Here is a 17,562-nt window from a genome sequence, read left to right as displayed (position 1 = left end):
CAGGTTTTTATGAATGTTAAACTTCAAAATAGTACCCCAATCCTGGACGGTTTTTGAGATACTCTCCATATTGCTTTATTTTTTTTCTGAGACGGGTAATGTTAACGTCAACGGTTCTATCGGTAACAACAACATCATCGCCCCATATTTTGCGTAAAATTTCTTCTCTAGAAAAAACTTTTGTTTGATTTTGGAAAAACAGTTTTAATATTTCAAACTCTTTTTTAGTTAACTCTACCCTGTCGTTGATGATGGTTAAATCTTTTTTTTCGAGATCCAGTACCATATTCTCAACTTGAATTACCTTGGTGTCGATTTCATCCCGAACAACCTTATTTCTTCTTAAAACTACTTTTACACGAGCAATAAGCTCTTTTAAAGAATAAGGTTTACTGATATAATCATCAGCACCAAGATTAAATCCTGTTAGCAAATCGTTTTCGGCACTTTTTGCTGTTAAAAAAATTACCGGCACATCGATTTTTAAGTTTTTGCGTAAAGTATCTATCATTTTAAATCCCGACATCTTCCCCATCATCACATCAAGCAATAATAAGTCAAAAGAGCCCGGATCTTTTTCCATGGCCTCTTCTGCCGAATAGGCTATGTCAGTTTCATACCCTTCACTTTCAAGATTAAATTGCAAAATTTCGCAAAGATCCTCTTCGTCATCTACTATTAAAATTCTTTTCCTTTCCTGTGTCATAAAAATTTTGGAATTTTCACGAATATACGAGAAAATCCAAAATTTTTATTCTTTATCAATATTTTGATGCCTGATATCTCTCCCCTCCTGGGCAAAGATCGATGCTTCTGCTATATGGCTTGCATGGTCGCCTATTCTTTCTATTTTTGAAACAAGACTTTTAAAATTGACCAAATGTAACAAGGCATCCTGCGCTTCTTTTGGGATTTTTGTTTTCTTAATCCCTTTCTTCATAAGCTTCTTGTTCATTTCATCAATTACTTCATCATTTTTTATGGTCCAGATAGCAGAATCCCTATCATCGTTAATAAATGACAACAGTGCCTTTTCAACCATACTGCTACTTGATGTTATCATATTAAAAATCACATCAGAAAGTTCTTCGTATAATGTTGAGTCCTCAATCTTTCTGATATAGTAGACAACTCTTTTTATCAAATCGCCAATTCGCTCCATACTTATTACCATTCGATAACAAGCCATTAATCTGCGCAGTTCGGTAGCTACAGGATGGTGAAGTACAATAGCACTAATAATCTTTTCACTTATCTGAACTTCGTATTGATTTAGATTTTTATCAAACGATTCTATTCGTTTTACGTCTTTTGCCGAAATATTTGTAGTACCCGACTGGGCAATGACTTCCAAATCGCTTAATTGCTTCATCATCAAATCACAATATTCCTTAAAGCTTTTTTCGATATCTTGCAGGGCGTTCTCTTTTTGTAACATTATTTTTCGGTTTTAGTATTTTTTTATGCGTTAACCTAAAAGCAAGAAAGCAATCAACCAAATTTACCAGTTAAATACTCTTCTGTTTTCTTGTTGCGGGGATTTGTAAACATCATATCAGTCTTTCCATATTCAACCAGGTCGCCTAAATACATAAACATTGAATATTCAGAAATACGAGCTGCCTGTGACATATTATGCGTTACCAAAACTATGGTATAATCTTTTTGTAACTCTACCAACAAATCCTCCACTTTAGAGGTTGCAATGGGATCTAATGCTGAAGTAGGCTCATCTAAAAGTATCACATCTGGCTGGAAGGCAATTGAACGTGCAATGCACAAACGTTGCTGTTGTCCACCCGACAAAAATGTTCCTTTTTTATGTAAGGAATCTTTTACTTCATCCCAAAGAGCCACATTGGTTAATGATCTTTCAACAATATCATCACGCTCACTCTTTTTAATCCTTATCCCATTCAATTTATATCCTGCAATAACATTATCATATATACTCATGGTGGGAAAAGGGTTTGGTCTTTGAAACACCATCCCTATTTTTCTACGCAATTGTATCGTATCCATTTTCATGATATTTTCACCATTCAAATAGATTTTTCCTTCAGTTTTAATATCCGGATATAACTCATGCATTCTATTTATGGCTCTCAACATGGTACTTTTACCACATCCCGACGGCCCCATGATTGCAGTAATGGAATTCTTTTTTACAGTAACATTTACATTTTTTACTGCATATTTGCTATCTGATTTATTATAGGCAATGCAAAGATCCTCTACTTTAAGAACCGGATTTTCTATTACATCGATATTCTTGTTCATCTGTAATTATTTAGTATTTCCTGTTTAAAACTTCTTTCTCCTGGCTCCTGTCAATGAATTAGGCTTTACTTTTAGCTGATATTCTTTTTGATATTATATTAAGGGTTAATACAAATCCCATCAAAAACAAAGAAGAACTCCATATCAAATCTACCATATTGGGATCATTATAAAAATCCCATATAAGCAAAGGTACAGCACTTGTTGGCGCTGTTACATCCCAGTTAATCATGGGATTTCCTAATGTTGTCAGCATCAAAGGAGCAGTTTCTCCCAGAATCCGGGAAATGGCTAATAAAACCCCAGTTGACAAACCGCTAATTCCAGAAGGAATAAGAACCTTAATTATTACTTTATAATATGGAACTCCCAGGGCCAAGCCTGCTTCCTTTAGTGTCCCGGGAATCATTTTCATAGTTTCTTCAGTGGATCGTATAATCAATGGAAGCATCATTATAGCCAAAGCAACACTTCCTGCCAGTGCAGAATATCCCTGTGTTATGTTTTTTACCACCCACAAATAAGCAATTAGCCCAAGTACAATAGATGGTACACCTTGAAGAATATCTGATAAATTTCTGATTAAATCAGCATATCTTTTACCCGGATTTTCATATAGAAACAATCCTATAATGATTCCAACAGGAATAGCTATTAATGAAGCCATTAATACTAACAACAAAGTACCTGTAATACCATTTACAATACCCCCTGGTATAATTTCTCCATTGGCCACTGCTGTCATTGCTTCAAATGTGCTGGGTGTAACTGCTGTGAAGAATGAAAAATTGATTTGTCTAAATCCCTTCCAAACCAATTTTCCGATTATCATTACAATTGGAGAAATTGTTATAATTGAAATAACTATTACAGTCCATAAAAATACTTTATCCTTAACAGACCTGTATGTATTGTTCTTTGTTAAATCAATTGAAGATTTTTCTGTACTCATGATGTCTCAGTTCTTTAAGATAATTTCTTAATAATAAACTTCCCAACAAAATTCACCACCCCGGTAATTACAAACAGCAATAAACCAATGGCTATTAAAGCACTCATTTTTAACCCGTCTGCCTCTCCAAATTGGTTTGCAATAACACTGGCCATACTGTTACCTGTGCTAAATAAACCTGTGGGGATAATATTTGCATTTCCTATAAGCATGGTAACTGCCATGGTTTCACCCAGGGCCCTACCAAAAGCCAATATGAAACTTGCAATAATTCCCGAGCGAGCCCCTGGTAGTATTACATTAAAGATTACTTCCATACGTGTTGCCCCTAATGCATAGGCAGCTTCCTTTAGTTCGTTAGGTACCATTGCTATAATTTCGGAACTTAATGATGTAGCGTAAGGGATTATCATTATGGCAAGTATTAATCCTGAAGTAAATATACCATAACCTTGAGGATCAAGACCTAAAGAAACTATAAATGGTCGCAAAGTGTAAAAGCCCCACAAGCCATACACAATTGAGGGTACACCTGCCAGTAAATCAACCATGGAGCTTATTATTGAAGAAAATGCCGATTTCTTAAAATACTCTGCAATAAACAAGGATGTGGAAAAAGCCATTGGAAGACAAATTAGTAAGGCCAAAATTGAAGTGCTCAATGTACCAACTATAAATGGCAAAGCCCCATAGCTTTCCCTTCCCTCCGTGGGATTCCAATCTGTTGAAGTGATAAAGCGCCATCCAAACTTTTCAAATACTGGTACGGCATCTCCCAACAATGAAAAAATCATTCCTCCGGACACCAATAATATTATAAAAGATGAAAATAATAGTACGTATTTAGTAATGGTATCGCTTTTCATATTAAATAAAGTTCTTGTAATATAGTGCTATCGTATTATTCATTAAACAACAAAAATCAGGCTCGTGAAGAACCTGATTTTTGCTATATTTTTATCAATCCCTTCATTTCAACCCCTCTGCTTAATTACTTTAATAAGGCTTCTCCATTATATGTTACTGAACGAAGGATTGTTTTGGCTTGAGTTACAGCTTTCTCAGGTAGTGGTGCATAATTTACTTTTGGAGCAACAGCCTGGGCGTCGGCACTAATCAGCCAATCTAAAAACTCAAGAGTTCCTAAAGCTTGTGCTTTTGAACGACCGTTATATGCCTGATCTTTGTATAGAATTAACCAGGTAAATCCACTAATAGGATATGCGTTGGCATCATTCGAATTGGTAAGCATCACACGTGTATCTGCCGGCATGGCACCTTGTGCTGCAGCACTGATTGACTCGATAGATGGTTCAATATAGTTTCCTGCAGCATTTTTCAATAAAGCAACTGGAATTTTCTGAGCAAAAGCATATTCACTTCCGATATATCCAATAGATCCCTCAGTTGATTTAATAGTACCAGCTACACCAGGGTTTCCTTTGGCACCAATACCTACAGGCCATTGTAATGATTTTCCCTTTCCAACTTTATCAGCCCATTTTGAAGATATCTTACTCATGTAATCACTAAAAATATAAGTGGTTCCACTACCATCTGAACGATGAACAAATGTTATGGCTTGGTCTGGCAGGTTCAAGCCTGCATTGTTTGCCGTAATTTTACTGTCATTCCACTTAGTGATTTCACCCATGAATATACCTTCCAATAATTCATCAGTTAATTTTAATCCTTCTACACCCGGTAGGTTGTAAGCAATTACCACAGCTCCCAAACAAGTAGGGATATGAACTATTTCTGAAGGCATAGCAGCCATTTTTTCATCTGATAAATAAGCATCAGTAGCACCAAAGTCAACAACTTTATCTTTAAGGCTTTTGATACCACCGCCAGAACCAATTCCTCCATAAGTTACCAACACTCCTTTTTCCTTAATGTAGTTTTTAATAACCATATTATAATATGGCATAGGGAATGTTGCACCTGCAGCAGCTATGGTTACATTTTTGCTTGAACTATCTGCACTTTTTTGTTTACCGTTTTGACATGAAGCAAAAACTACTCCTATCAAAAGTACTACTAATAACTTTTTCATCTTTTTTAAAAAATTAATTTAGGTATAATTTTATTATAAAATTATATTAGAACTGAAATTCCATTTGTATTCTTGTTATTAATTCATTTTGATTTGTAGGCATATCTCTATAAGTAACATCTCCTTGTACTTTAAAATTATGACCAATGATATACTTACTTATTGCAAATGTGTAATCAGTTATTTCTTTATGATATTTAACTTCATTCGGCTTTGTAAATGCATAACGACCCGAAAACTCCCAGTTGTTTTTGAAAACATATCCTGTTTGTATATTTGCTCCATATCCAGTATAATATGCATCTACTATGCTGCCACTGTTATCATAAACAAACTCGTTATCATCGTCAGTAACAGATCTTGTTCCTGCTTCTAACATTAATGAATATCCTCTATATTTCAGAAGAAAATCTCCCCCAATATTTAACAAATCAGCTTCTCCCCCAATATTTGAACCTACCTGTCCTCTATCTTTATATGCATCTTTATTAAAATTTGCATAACAAGCAAAAGCAACTTTGGGAGTTTCTTCTCTACTTAAATCACCAGATTTGTAATGTCCTTTTGATTTAAACTCTCCTAAAGGAAGCACTTCTAATTTTCCGGTCAAGCTTATTCCTGGTGCAAAATCATTATCAGTAATTCCGCTACCAGAACTTACAGCCCACCTATCGTAAACAAGAGCTTTGCCTAATTTGAATTTATGATGTATCTGAAGACCTGCATCTCTGTCTAAAGTGTAATATTTGTTAAATACTGAACGGTCAGCCATCTGAAGGTTTGCTGATGAAACAATTCGCTCTCTATTTCCAGGTAATTTTCCTTGGCCAAACCATATTTCAAAATTATTCATTTTATACTTCACCAATGCATCTCTCACATAACCTCCTGCTACGTCATATTCTATTTTATACATCAGGTTTTCATTGAGGAAAGTTCCGTCAAATTTTATTCGAGCACGTTTTACAAAAGCTTTATTTTCAAAAGTTGTTTCTGGTGAAGAATGATAAACTCCATCTTTATCAGTATATGATGAACCTAATGTATTGTTGAATTCCCACCTTGTCTGTATTCTTGTAGTAAGTTTAAGGGTGAAAAGATTATCGTCAGTTTGTAAACGAATTCCCTTTCCTACTTTTGCTGACAAATCCGTTTGTGCAGTAATGCCAGTAATACAAAAAAACATTATTAATGTGCTTAAAAATGCAATTCTTCTCATTTTTTCCTGTGTTTAATATTTATTTATAAATTTTCCTTTTTCCCAATGCAAACATACAGTTGTGTTATTACACCATGGTTAAACAGATGTTACATTCCTGTTACATTTTTCTTAATCCGTAACATTTTCTTTCTTTGCAGTAAAAAAAAGCCATCTATGTCACATACAATAAGAACTCTTACAATATCCTCTCAAGGTTCACTTATAGATGAAAGGGGAAGCAAACATACACCTCCTGCAAATTGGTCCTTTTTGCCTGCGGGAGATGCTGGTATTACACGAAAGGTGACTTCAAAAGGGATTTATTGGAAAGTTGTATTTAAAAAAGGCAGGAGAACTATGTCAAAAGGCGTTTGGGCTCCTATGCAGAATATTGACATAGCAATAAAAGAAGTTCAGGCTAAAAGAAATACTGCAGAATATCAAAAACAGAAAATATACAATCAACAAAGAAGAGATAAGCAGCAGCAGGAATATGAGGGCGAATTTTGTAGACAAGTAGAAATATTTTTAAACTTTCACCCCCAATACCAACTTATTGCCAAAACTGTTGCCATTCTTGTAACAAAGCATGCTATCCCGGTAGGTAGTGGTACGGTTGCAAGGACAGCCATGATACCTATTGAAGAAAGGGCCGGCAAAGCTGTAGTTGCTTGGATGCGCCACCAGACAACTGGTTATGATGATATGCATATTCCGAAAATAAAAGGTGAAAGAAGAAATGTAAGGCGTAACCTGGCTCATAAATCAATTAGTACTCTGGAAGTGTACCGTAAAGGAATAGCAATTCCAGGCAGCTGCCCATTAAAAAGAGCGTTGGAAAAGTTGACACAGGCCAAATAACTATTTTTTCTTTTTATAAAAAGAAACAAAGTATAACAATCTACGTACAAGCTACTTTCCACATAATGGAACTGTGTTTATAATAATTTATACAGTACAATTGTACAGATAATTATAAATATCTAAATTAGTAAATGATAGTATAGTTGGTAATTGAAGAAATAGGTATGTGCTTCAATGAATATTTCAGGATATTTTATTGTGTATACATATTATTTTTCATAACTAACCAATACTATTATGAACAAAAAACTTAACAACCCCGAATTTAGATCTTTGATCAAATCTGTTAATTCATCTATCAAAGTAAAAACAAATCTCATTCTTGCTTCTATTTTGTGCCTAATCACAATTGTTTTATGTTCCACTTTATATTATACCCTGAGCAATGAAATAGAAAAATCTACCCGGGATAATATGAGTAGTCACTTAAATGATTTAGCAAGGATACTCGAAGGGCAAATTAGTGCAAAGCAAAATAAAGTTAATATAGCCATTAATTTTGCAGATAAACTCTTTTCAGAATGTGGAACCATTCAGGTAAAAGATGAAGTTATCAGTGTGAGTGGAATAAATCAAATAACAAAAAAAGAAAAACAATATAATATTCCTAAATGGACTTTTGGGGATAAAGAAATATATAAAAACTATAGTCTTGTTGATACCATACAGCGTTTAACGGGCGAAACGGCAACCATATTTCAGCGAATTGAAGATGGTTACTTACGTATTTCAACCAATGTTGTAAAATTGGATGGTACAAGGGCTGTGGGAACGTTTATTCCTAATGACTCTGAGGTTATTAAAACAATTGAAAAAGGCAATACCTTTTATGGCCGCGCCTTTGTTGTTAATGATTGGTATCTTACTGCATATAAGCCTTTGTATGTAAATAATGAAATACAAGGTATTTTATATGTAGGCGTAAAAGAAAAGGATTACGGGTTTATAAAAGAAATTTTCTCTCAAAAAAAATTCTACGAAAATGGTTACCCATTTATTGTTGATGAGAATGGCACATTTATAATTCACCCCACCAAAGAGAACGAAAACTACAAAAAAGCGCAGTTTTTTAAACAGTTAAGCATTAAAAATGGCGAAATTGGAAGAACTGAATACATATGGCCTGAAAACAGCCAGGGTAAAAAAAAGATACAATACTATAAATACTTTGATCCATACAAATGTTTTGTAAGTACTTCTATTTATAAATCAGATATGTATGCGGGGTTAAATAAGCTTCTTTTATACACAACCATATTAATTTTTGCTTCGTCTATACTCATTTTCATTGGAATAAGCAGGTTTTTATCACCAATCATAAAGCAATTAAGAATAATGGCTACTAATGCACAATTGGTTTCAGAAGGGAAACTGACATTAAATATCCATTCCAAACGCAGTGACGAACTAGGAAAATTGGCAGTGGCTCTAAATAATATGATCATTAAACTCCGTCAGGTAGTTAATGAAATTGCTTCGGGAGCGCAGCAACTCAATGCTTGTGGACTACAGGTTGACAGCACGTCGCAAGATATTTCACAGGGAGCTAACGAACAAGCTTCCTCTATCGAGGAAGTTTCTTCAACAATGGAGGAAATATCATCAAATATTGTACAAAACACAGCCAACGCAGATGAAACACATCAGATATCAAAAATGGTTGCTGAAGAAATCAAAATTGTAAATAAAAAGGCCATGGATGCCAGAGATATAAGCAAAATAATATCCGGCAAAATAAAAGCTATTAATGATATTGCTTTCCAAACCAACATACTATCCCTTAATGCAGCTATTGAAGCTGCCAAGGCCGGAGAGCATGGAAGGGGATTTGGTGTAGTGGCTGATCAGGTCAGGAAACTGGCCGAAAGTAGCAAGGATACAGCAAATGAAATAATCAAATTGGTAAAACAAAGTGTTGAAATGACAGAAAGTGCCGGCAAGAGCCTGCAGGACTTGATTCCCAATATTGAAAAAACCAACACCCTGGTACAAGAAATAACCGCTGCAGGTAAAGAACTGGAATTTGGTGTGACTCAAATAAATAGTTCGCTACAGCAAATAAATGTAGCCACTGTTCAAAATGCAGCAGGTAGCGAACAGCTCGCCTCCGGAGCAAAAGATCTATCCAGCCAATCAGATAGTTTAATGCAATTAATTTCATTTTTTATAACTGATGAAAAATATGCTCAATCCCGCAAGGAAATATCTGCCAGTGATATGATAAATTTCAATCAAAAAACAATGGTCGCCAATGACCCAACCACCAAGGAAAAACCGGAAATTTCAATTAACCTGCAGCAAGAAAAAGATATGGTTGATGAGTATGATCAATTTTAATACGAAATTATCTTTTGACTTTACAAATCCTTTTTTGTAAATTATAAATATAATTTCCCATTTAAAATCATTTATCATGAAAAGAAACATTCTAATACTAATAACTTTTTTAGTAGGCCTGCTTATATTTAGTGCATGTCAAAGCAAGCCACACATCGGTTTATTAGTAGATAACCTTCAACAAGAAAGGTGGAAAAAGGACATGGCTCTATTTGAAGAAAAGGTAAAGGAACTAGGCGGGACCTCTGAGGTTAGAATTGCTGATTCAGACCCGGACAAACAGCTGGAACAAGCCAAAGAACTAATAGAAAACGGAGTAGAAGTTTTGGTAGTAATACCTGTAAACCAAACAAAAGCATGTGATATAGTTAATTACGCACACAAAAACTATGTCCCTGTTATTTCGTACGACCGTTTAATTAAAGATTGCAACCTGGATTACTATGTTTCAACAGACAATATCGCCATAGGTGAAATGCAAGCAGAATACCTTACTAAAATTAAACCCTCAGGAAACTATGGTATTATTGGGGGATCAAAGGTAGATAACAATGCTTATCTTCTTAATTTAGGCCAACTTAATATTCTGCAACCACTCATTGAAAAAGGAGATATAAATATAGTATTTAGTCAGTTCACCAATTCATGGTCTCTCCATGAAGGATACGAAATTATAAATGAATTTATCACAAAGAATGCAGATATTCAACTGGATGCCATAATTGCAGGGAATGACGCACTTGCAGCAGGAGCCATCAGTGCCTTAAAAGAACACAATTTAGATGGTGATGTACTCATTGCCGGACAAGATGCTGACATTGCTGCCATTCGTAGTATTGTTGCCGGAGATCAAACAATGACTGTATACAAACCAATAGAGGCTATGGCATATACTGCAGCAGATGCTGCCATTAAAATTTCAAAAGGGATTGCTCCATCAAATATGAATATCACCGTTCATAATGGAAAAAGGTTAGTGCCTGCGATCCTGCTTAAAGCGCAAATTGTTCACAAACAAAATATTGATCTGACCGTTATTTCAGAAGGCTTTATTGAAGAAACAGAATTGGAAAAAAACGGAAAAACAAAATAGATTTTTAAGATATTGAATGTATTGGGTTAATACACTTTAAGGTAAGTAGCAAAACAATAGCTGTGAAACAAGAATGATGGGAATAAATAAGTAGGATTATATTTTGGGATGTATATTGCTACTTACCTTTTTATTATTTACTATTTTCGTGATAAAATAGTAAAACATGTCTAAACTCAAAATATACAAGGCTTCTGCCGGATCAGGAAAAACCTATACACTAACCAAAGAATATCTTTTTCTACTTTTTAACAACCCCACCAATTACGCACACACTCTGGCAGTAACATTTACAAACAAAGCTACTGCTGAAATGAAAAGCAGGATACTTGAAAAGCTGTATGAAATTTCCACAAAAAAATCAAACGACTATGTTGATGACCTCATGTGTGAATTTGATATTAGTGAAGCACAAGTAAGACAGAGGTCTAAGGTACTGCTTAGCTATTTATTACACGATTTCTCTAACTTTTCAGTAAGTACCATTGATAGTTTCTTTCAAAAGATTATCCGTTCTTTTGCCAGGGAAGCCGGATTGGAGAGTGGTTTCAAAATAGAATTAAATGGCCCTAAAATCCTTCAAAAAGCCATTGATCACTTATTGCTTAAAATAGATCTGCCGGAAAATATTTACCTTAAAAATTGGCTGATCCAATTTGCAGAACAAAAACTTAATCAAGGAAAAAACTGGAATCTAAGCAATGACCTGAATAAGCTGGGAACTGAGATATTTAATGAATTGTTTCAGATTGAAAGCAGGGAAATTTTGCTGACAATTAGTAATAAAGACTGGATGCAAAATTATCTAAAAAATATCCAGGAGATTATAATTTCATTTGAAGATCGCTTAAAATCTATTGGAGATGAAGGATTTAAAGCTATTTTAAAGTCCGGATTATCATATGATGATTTTACTGGAAAAAGCAGGACTCCTGTAAAGTACTTTGAAAAACTAAAGGCAGTAGATAATTTGGAACCCGGTGCTACCCTCCTCAAAATTATTGATGAACCAGAAAAATGGGGACGAAAGGACAATGCAGATAGTACCAACAGGCAGATAACAGAGTTGTTTCCCTTATTAAACAAAATGATAAAACAAGCTCTGGTTATAGTAGAGCAAGATCTTGAAATCTACTCTACTGCAAAAGTGATCAGTCAAAATTATTTTGCACTTGGTATTATTGCTGATATTGCCAATGAAGTTCAAAATATTTGTCGCGAAGAAAATATGTTTTTGATTTCGGATTCTTCCCATTTCCTAAATAAGATAATTGACCAGAATGACACACCATTTATATATGAAAAAATAGGCTCCCGATATAACAACTTTATGATAGATGAGTTCCAGGACACATCTAAATTGCAATGGTTAAATTTTAAACCTTTAGTTGAAAATTCCCTGTCAAATGGAGAAACAAGCCTTATTGTAGGGGATGTAAAACAATCCATTTATCGTTGGCGTAATTCGGACTGGAACCTATTGGATCATCAGATTTCACTTGACTTTATCAATCACGGAAACGATGAAAAAACGCTAGATACCAACTGGCGTAGTTTTTCAAATATTATCAAATATAACAATACGGTATTTTTGGCTGCCGCGAAGTATATACAAGCCGACTTAAATAACAGTTTAGTACAGTCAATAAAAAATCCAGAAAAGCAAGATCTATACAAAAACAAAATTTTAAATGCATATTCCGATATCATCCAGAAAATACCCATAAGCAAACCTGATGATAAAGGATATATTCTCTCTAAGTTTTTCACATCTACAAAAGAAGCAAGCTATGATGAACAAATGCTACAGGAATTGGTAACAAAAATTGAAGAATTGTTGTCCAAAGGATATTCCTATTCTGATATTTGCATTCTTGTTCGAAAAAAAGGAGAAGGAGAAATCATTGCAAATGCATTGCTTTCAGGAAATTATTCACAAAATAGTAATATCATTCCGGTTGTTTCAAACGAATCATTATTTCTGTCCAGTTCAGCAGCTATTAATTTTATAATGGCACAGGTGATGTTTCTGCAAAACCCAGGTAATGCCATTCTAAAGGCTGAAATGGTACTTAACAAGCAGTTATTGACAAATTCAGTCAACGACAGACACCTTGAAATTGGAAACTATTTTAGCGATAATCTATTTGATAGTTATTTAGATTCAGATATTGCCTGGATTGAAGAACTCCTGACCAAAAAGCAAAAGCCTCTATTGGAATTAATCGAACTATTAGCAAACCAATTACCCGAAAAAGTAAAAGAGGAACAAGGAGTTTTTATACAATCATTTATAAATTGCACAAACCAGTTTATTAAAGATAACTACCCGGATTTGTCTGCTTTTATTGAATGGTGGAAGGACAAAGGAAAGTCAGAAGCAATAGCAGTACCAGATGATCAGGATGCCATAAAAATAATGACCATACACAAATCAAAAGGACTCGAATTTAAAACTGTTATTATTCCATATTGCAACTGGAAACTTGATGCAGAAATTACAAGTAACATTATCTGGTGCAGGCCTCAAATGGCCCCTTTTGATGATATAAAACTACTTCCTGTAACGTACAATAAAAAACTTGAGAAAACTATTTTTAAAGAGGAGTATTTCGACGAGAAACTTTACCAATACGTAGATAGTATAAATTTATTATATGTAGCCTTTACCAGAAGTTGTGAAACCTTGATAACCTATGGACCATCACCTTCAAAAAACAATAAAGGATTAAAAACAGTTTCAGACCTTTTACATTATACCTACACATCAAATACTTTAGAATACAGCATACGTAAACACATTAACCTATCAGAAGGTTGGCAGGAAGAAGACAATAAATTTGAATTTGGTGAGATACCTGTCTGTAACATTGATGAACAAACAACAGAGGCGGTAACAGGAGAAATACTAAAGCCATTTTCTAACAATATCTTGAATAACGATTTTATTGCCATAAAAACTGAAGGTAACGAGTTTTTTTCTAAAGATGTTAAAAAAAGCAGGATCAATTTTGGAAAAATAATGCATGAAGTTTTTGAAAATATCCATTCTGAAAATGACATAGATAACGCCCTAAATAAATTAATGTTTGAAGGCAAAATAGCCACTGATGAAAAAAATAATCTCGGCAAAAAGATAAGGGAACTTATTAACCAAAAAGAAACAAAAGAATGGTATATGCCTTCAAATATGGTTAGAACTGAAAATACTATTATTAGTCCTTCTGGAACATACAGGCCTGACCGTGTTGTAAATTTGGATAATGAAATACATGTGATAGATTATAAGTTTGGAGAGAAAGAAGATTTAAAATACGAACATCAGGTTATTCAATATATACGACAGATTAAACTTATGGAAAAAAAACAAATAAGGGGGTTTATTTGGTATGTAACACTAGAAAAAATTACGGAAGTAACCCCAGCAGCAATTCAGGGAAATTTATTTTAAAAATCCATTGATATTGTTTCAATTACCAAATAAAAACTGTACTTTTGCGCTCGATTGTACAATCTGCATGTAATCTCTTATTGAACAATTAGTTCACGTAATATTGCATGTATTTGTTAAATGCAAAAGATTTTTAAAAATGGATTTTATTAAAATTGCCGAAGAAGCATTTAAGACTGAAACAAGTGAGATTCCATCATTTGGAGCAGGAGACACTATCTCTGTATCTTATAAGATTAAAGAGGGAAACAAGGAGCGTATTCAGGTTTTTAAAGGTGTTGTAATTCAGATTAAAGGTGCAGGTACTGCTAAAATGTTAACTGTTAGGAAAATGTCAGGAAACCAAGGTGTTGAAAGAATTTTTCCTTTAAATTCACCTTTTATCGAAAAAATTGAAGTAAACCGTTATGGTAAAGTACGGAGAAAACGTATTTTCTATCTTCGCGGTCTTACTGGTAAAAAAGCCAGAATCAAAGAGAGAAGAATGTAAGAAAACTCTCCATACAAAAAACCTCTGTATTTTCAAATACAGAGGTTTTTTTGTATATAAAACAATGGATTAGCAATCTTTTATCATCTTTTTCAATACAAATGCTTCTTAAGCTTTTTATATTCGTGCTCAAAATTTGGAGTAAAAAAGTGCTTACCAAAATTTTCTTCCAATTCATTCTCACTCCAAAATTTACCTTGCTCAACCTCTTCCCCATCAGGATTTAAATCATGATTGATTGTTGTAGTAAATACAAATACCAATTCCCTCTCCATTTCGCTTTCCCAAACATATACACCAAGTGATCTTGCTTCAAAATCGAGCAAACCAATTTCTTCTGCAGCCTCTCGCTTCAATGACACTTCAATAAGTTCTTCTGCAGCAACATGTCCTCCCACTGCCGTATCCCATTTATTTGGCTGTACTAACTTGTGAGCTGGGCGTTTTTGTAAATACAACTCTCCATCTGTATTAAATACATGCAAATGAACCACGGGATGTAAAATCTTTGAGCCATTATGTGCTATACTTCGTGGCATTTTCCCCAAAACCCTAGCTTCTTTATCAACAATAGGTAACCACTCCTCTTGTTGGTGTTTTCGGTTCTTTCTTTTTTTATTATATACCTCAAAAACAAAATATATCCCAAACAAAACATAGAAACCAGGACCACTAATGGCTATCCAAGTTTCTTTGCTCATCAATATTGCAGAAGCAAAGACCAAGATAGTGTGTATTGTAAATATCCAAAACAAAGCTTTTATGCTCTGAACAAATTCATATTGCTGCCAGGGATTTATGTCAATGCCTTTCATATAACGACCTCCCATTGCCATCATAACATTATACTTTCCATAGGCAGAAATACCAAGAAGCACACTAAATATAACCCCTATTACACCAGGCTTTAGTTTAAAAAATAAATCATTATCAAGGAGTAAGGATATCCCGCCCATAGCAACCAACAATCCAACGTCAAACAAAATAAATTTATCGGGTTTCTGCTTTTTAATTATTCTATAGGCTATTTCAGATAGTCCAAAGCCAATTGCAACAATCAACCCCTCTTTAGTGCCCCAAACACCATCCACTACTACAAATACAATTAAGGGTGCCAAGCCCGGCAGTAGTTTTTTTATTAATTCCAATTGATTCATACCAATATATATTAGCAAATTTTCATAAAAATGGGTGAAATTGATCTCTCAAAATCACCCAAAATTGATTTTCCTATAAATAGAGCAACTACTTAATATCTACAACCATTTCATATTGCATTGGATGTCTTTCTGTTTTCAATTCTGATGCCACACGCTTTGGTAAAGCTTTAACACCTTTTAAGGATTCTTTTGCCTTACTTGTACCCCAAATCATATCAAGGGCAGCTGCTGTTAATACCTCATTCTCATCGCCCAGGGCGTAGCTATAATTGTCATACATCTTTTCATCAGGAATTAATCCCTGAGTATAATCAATATTATTGGTTTTGTTTTCGGAACGCATGATTATAGGTTGAATGGCCCAATTATGATCCTTCTGGTTGTTATCGTCATCAATAGTTATAGATGCATAATATTTTCCATGCGTTTGCTCTCCAATTTGTATAACCTCCATATACGGCATTAAAGAATACATTACCATTTCACTGGCTGACGCGGTGCCACTGGTTGTGAGAACATATAACCTACCTAAATTCAAATTATTTTCATCTAGCTCGAAATAATCTTCATTCCACCCCTCTTCTGTCTCTGGATCATTATTAAAATAATCATTTAAGAAATCATTATACGATATCCTGATAAATATATCCCCATTAATTGATGCGGGGCCAATCATCCCTGCCAATAGTTTTGCTGTAGCGACAGATCCTCCTCCATTATACCGTAAATCCAGAATTAAATCCGAAATCCCTTCGCTCTTAAAATTGGCAAACACAGCTTTTAAATCATCATCAAACTCATTAATAAATGATGTATAAGCTAAATATCCAACTTTATGACCATTGTCTTCAAATATATTTGTGGTAAGAATAGGGTTTATCTGAAGTTCCTCTGCCAGCAAGCTGACTGACGGCGTAAGATCTTCAAAAACATCATTAACCAGTTCTCCTTTACCAACTACCAACTCCTCTTCATTATACAGATCCCTGTAATTATTTATTGTTAATGACTCTCCGTTGACTTTAATTATTATATCCCCCCTGGTAAGTCCTGCTTTATCAGCTGGGCTATCAGGTTCTACATACTGTATTATTGCAACAACATCTGTGGTGTTATTTTCATATGCATAATAGAATTGTAATGAATATCCCATTTCTTTTACTATTCCTGCAAAATAGTTTGATAATTCCTGAGCATCATCAGTAATAAAAGACCATCTATCTACATCGTCATATATCAATTCATAAAAATAATCCTCAGGATCTTCCTGGTGAGCAGGATCTAATTCTGGCATAAGATCATTCCATAAATAGTATATTTCCATGTTTTCATTGATGAAAGTATTGATTTTTAGAAAATCCTTCTCTTCTTTATCATCTTCACACGAAGCAAAAAATAAGACTATGGGTAAAACCACAAAAAAGTAATAAGACAATCTTTTCATAATGTGTATATGAGATTAATAAAATTAGGAATTTGAAAGATAGCAAAAAGGCTGCCATAAATGACAGCCTCTCATATTATTCTGGAATAATTATTACAATACTTCGTGAAGCTTTTATGAGTAACCGATAATTTTTAGGTCGCTAACATGTATTTTAATAGCACAATTAAATGAGCACATTACAAGTTAAGCTCTTATCTTTTATCTAAAACCTAACGATCTGTTTTTTTTTTT

14 protein-coding genes are annotated in these 17,562 nt (G+C 34.1%); 5 read left to right on the top strand and 9 right to left on the bottom strand.

Translation table 11 applies throughout. From position 1 onward, the window contains the following. Positions 1–16: 16 nt before the first annotated feature. The 7 genes from phoB to OM074_RS08670 form a co-directional block, all read right to left on the bottom strand. On the bottom strand, positions 17–706 hold the full coding sequence (phoB, locus tag OM074_RS08700; protein WP_301199075.1) for a two-component system response regulator PhoB: 690 nt from the start codon (positions 704–706) through the stop codon (positions 17–19). A 45-nt stretch (positions 707–751) separates the two neighbouring features. After that, complete coding sequence (locus tag OM074_RS08695) at positions 752–1,438, bottom strand: phosphate signaling complex PhoU family protein (RefSeq protein WP_301199074.1); 687 nt, start codon at positions 1,436–1,438, stop codon at positions 752–754. 53 nt (positions 1,439–1,491) lie between these two features. Continuing rightward, positions 1,492–2,280, bottom strand: coding sequence for a phosphate ABC transporter ATP-binding protein PstB (pstB, locus tag OM074_RS08690; RefSeq protein ID WP_301199073.1), 789 nt, complete (start codon positions 2,278–2,280; stop codon positions 1,492–1,494). Between the two features lie 58 nt (positions 2,281–2,338). Further along, complete coding sequence (gene pstA / locus OM074_RS08685) at positions 2,339–3,232, bottom strand: phosphate ABC transporter permease PstA (protein WP_301199072.1); 894 nt, start codon at positions 3,230–3,232, stop codon at positions 2,339–2,341. Positions 3,233–3,246: 14 nt separating this feature from the next. Next, on the bottom strand, positions 3,247–4,098 hold the full coding sequence (gene pstC / locus OM074_RS08680; protein WP_301199071.1) for a phosphate ABC transporter permease subunit PstC: 852 nt from the start codon (positions 4,096–4,098) through the stop codon (positions 3,247–3,249). A 125-nt stretch (positions 4,099–4,223) separates the two neighbouring features. Next, positions 4,224–5,288, bottom strand: a complete 1,065-nt coding sequence (gene pstS / locus OM074_RS08675; protein WP_301199070.1) for a phosphate ABC transporter substrate-binding protein PstS — start codon at positions 5,286–5,288, stop codon at positions 4,224–4,226. 46 nt (positions 5,289–5,334) lie between these two features. After that, on the bottom strand, positions 5,335–6,507 hold the full coding sequence (locus tag OM074_RS08670; RefSeq protein WP_301199069.1) for a putative porin: 1,173 nt from the start codon (positions 6,505–6,507) through the stop codon (positions 5,335–5,337). A 156-nt stretch (positions 6,508–6,663) separates the two neighbouring features. On the opposite strand from OM074_RS08670, the gene OM074_RS08665 reads away from it, so the two are divergent. From OM074_RS08665 to rplS, 5 genes are all read left to right on the top strand, one after another. Next, complete coding sequence (locus tag OM074_RS08665) at positions 6,664–7,350, top strand: DUF2293 domain-containing protein (RefSeq protein ID WP_301199068.1); 687 nt, start codon at positions 6,664–6,666, stop codon at positions 7,348–7,350. Positions 7,351–7,590: 240 nt separating this feature from the next. Beyond that, positions 7,591–9,690: a methyl-accepting chemotaxis protein gene (locus OM074_RS08660; protein ID WP_301199067.1), complete on the top strand. Its 2,100-nt coding sequence runs from the start codon at positions 7,591–7,593 to the stop codon at positions 9,688–9,690. 76 nt (positions 9,691–9,766) lie between these two features. Further along, entirely contained in the window at positions 9,767–10,783 is a 1,017-nt protein-coding gene (locus OM074_RS08655) for a substrate-binding domain-containing protein (protein ID WP_301199066.1), read from the top strand. Between the two features lie 166 nt (positions 10,784–10,949). Then, the gene (locus OM074_RS08650; protein ID WP_301199065.1) at positions 10,950–14,234 is read left to right on the top strand and encodes a UvrD-helicase domain-containing protein; all 3,285 of its coding nucleotides are present in this window, start codon (positions 10,950–10,952) and stop codon (positions 14,232–14,234) included. Positions 14,235–14,373: 139 nt separating this feature from the next. Next, a complete protein-coding gene (rplS, locus tag OM074_RS08645; protein WP_301199064.1) occupies positions 14,374–14,724 on the top strand; it encodes a 50S ribosomal protein L19 in 351 nt (116 codons plus the stop codon). 92 nt (positions 14,725–14,816) lie between these two features. Here rplS and OM074_RS08640 read toward each other — a convergent pair whose 3' ends face one another. Both OM074_RS08640 and OM074_RS08635 read right to left on the bottom strand, forming a co-directional pair. Beyond that, positions 14,817–15,881, bottom strand: coding sequence for a septation protein IspZ (locus OM074_RS08640; protein ID WP_301199063.1), 1,065 nt, complete (start codon positions 15,879–15,881; stop codon positions 14,817–14,819). An 88-nt stretch (positions 15,882–15,969) separates the two neighbouring features. Beyond that, a complete protein-coding gene (locus OM074_RS08635; RefSeq protein ID WP_301199062.1) occupies positions 15,970–17,328 on the bottom strand; it encodes a S41 family peptidase in 1,359 nt (452 codons plus the stop codon). Between the last annotated feature and the right edge of the window lie 234 nt (positions 17,329–17,562).

Source organism: Plebeiibacterium marinum (genome assembly GCF_026013615.1).
Lineage (GTDB): Bacteria > Bacteroidota > Bacteroidia > Bacteroidales > Marinilabiliaceae > Saccharicrinis > Saccharicrinis marinus_A.
This window is presented reverse-complemented; position numbering and strand designations above follow the sequence as displayed.

What these genes read in the sequence shown, in the direction of transcription:
- OM074_RS08655 (WP_301199066.1), top strand. Translation starts at nt 9,767, where the DNA reads ATGAAAAGAAACATTCTAATACTAATAACTTTTTTAGTAGGCCTGCTT.
- OM074_RS08660 (WP_301199067.1), top strand. Translation starts at nt 7,591, where the DNA reads ATGAACAAAAAACTTAACAACCCCGAATTTAGATCTTTGATCAAATCT.
- OM074_RS08635 (WP_301199062.1), bottom strand. Translation starts at nt 17,328, where the DNA reads ATGAAAAGATTGTCTTATTACTTTTTTGTGGTTTTACCCATAGTCTTA.
- OM074_RS08695 (WP_301199074.1), bottom strand. Translation starts at nt 1,438, where the DNA reads ATGTTACAAAAAGAGAACGCCCTGCAAGATATCGAAAAAAGCTTTAAG.
- pstS (WP_301199070.1), bottom strand. Translation starts at nt 5,288, where the DNA reads ATGAAAAAGTTATTAGTAGTACTTTTGATAGGAGTAGTTTTTGCTTCA.
- OM074_RS08650 (WP_301199065.1), top strand. Translation starts at nt 10,950, where the DNA reads ATGTCTAAACTCAAAATATACAAGGCTTCTGCCGGATCAGGAAAAACC.
- OM074_RS08670 (WP_301199069.1), bottom strand. Translation starts at nt 6,507, where the DNA reads ATGAGAAGAATTGCATTTTTAAGCACATTAATAATGTTTTTTTGTATT.
- phoB (WP_301199075.1), bottom strand. Translation starts at nt 706, where the DNA reads ATGACACAGGAAAGGAAAAGAATTTTAATAGTAGATGACGAAGAGGAT.
- pstB (WP_301199073.1), bottom strand. Translation starts at nt 2,280, where the DNA reads ATGAACAAGAATATCGATGTAATAGAAAATCCGGTTCTTAAAGTAGAG.
- rplS (WP_301199064.1), top strand. Translation starts at nt 14,374, where the DNA reads ATGGATTTTATTAAAATTGCCGAAGAAGCATTTAAGACTGAAACAAGT.
- pstC (WP_301199071.1), bottom strand. Translation starts at nt 4,098, where the DNA reads ATGAAAAGCGATACCATTACTAAATACGTACTATTATTTTCATCTTTT.
- OM074_RS08665 (WP_301199068.1), top strand. Translation starts at nt 6,664, where the DNA reads ATGTCACATACAATAAGAACTCTTACAATATCCTCTCAAGGTTCACTT.
- pstA (WP_301199072.1), bottom strand. Translation starts at nt 3,232, where the DNA reads ATGAGTACAGAAAAATCTTCAATTGATTTAACAAAGAACAATACATAC.
- OM074_RS08640 (WP_301199063.1), bottom strand. Translation starts at nt 15,881, where the DNA reads ATGAATCAATTGGAATTAATAAAAAAACTACTGCCGGGCTTGGCACCC.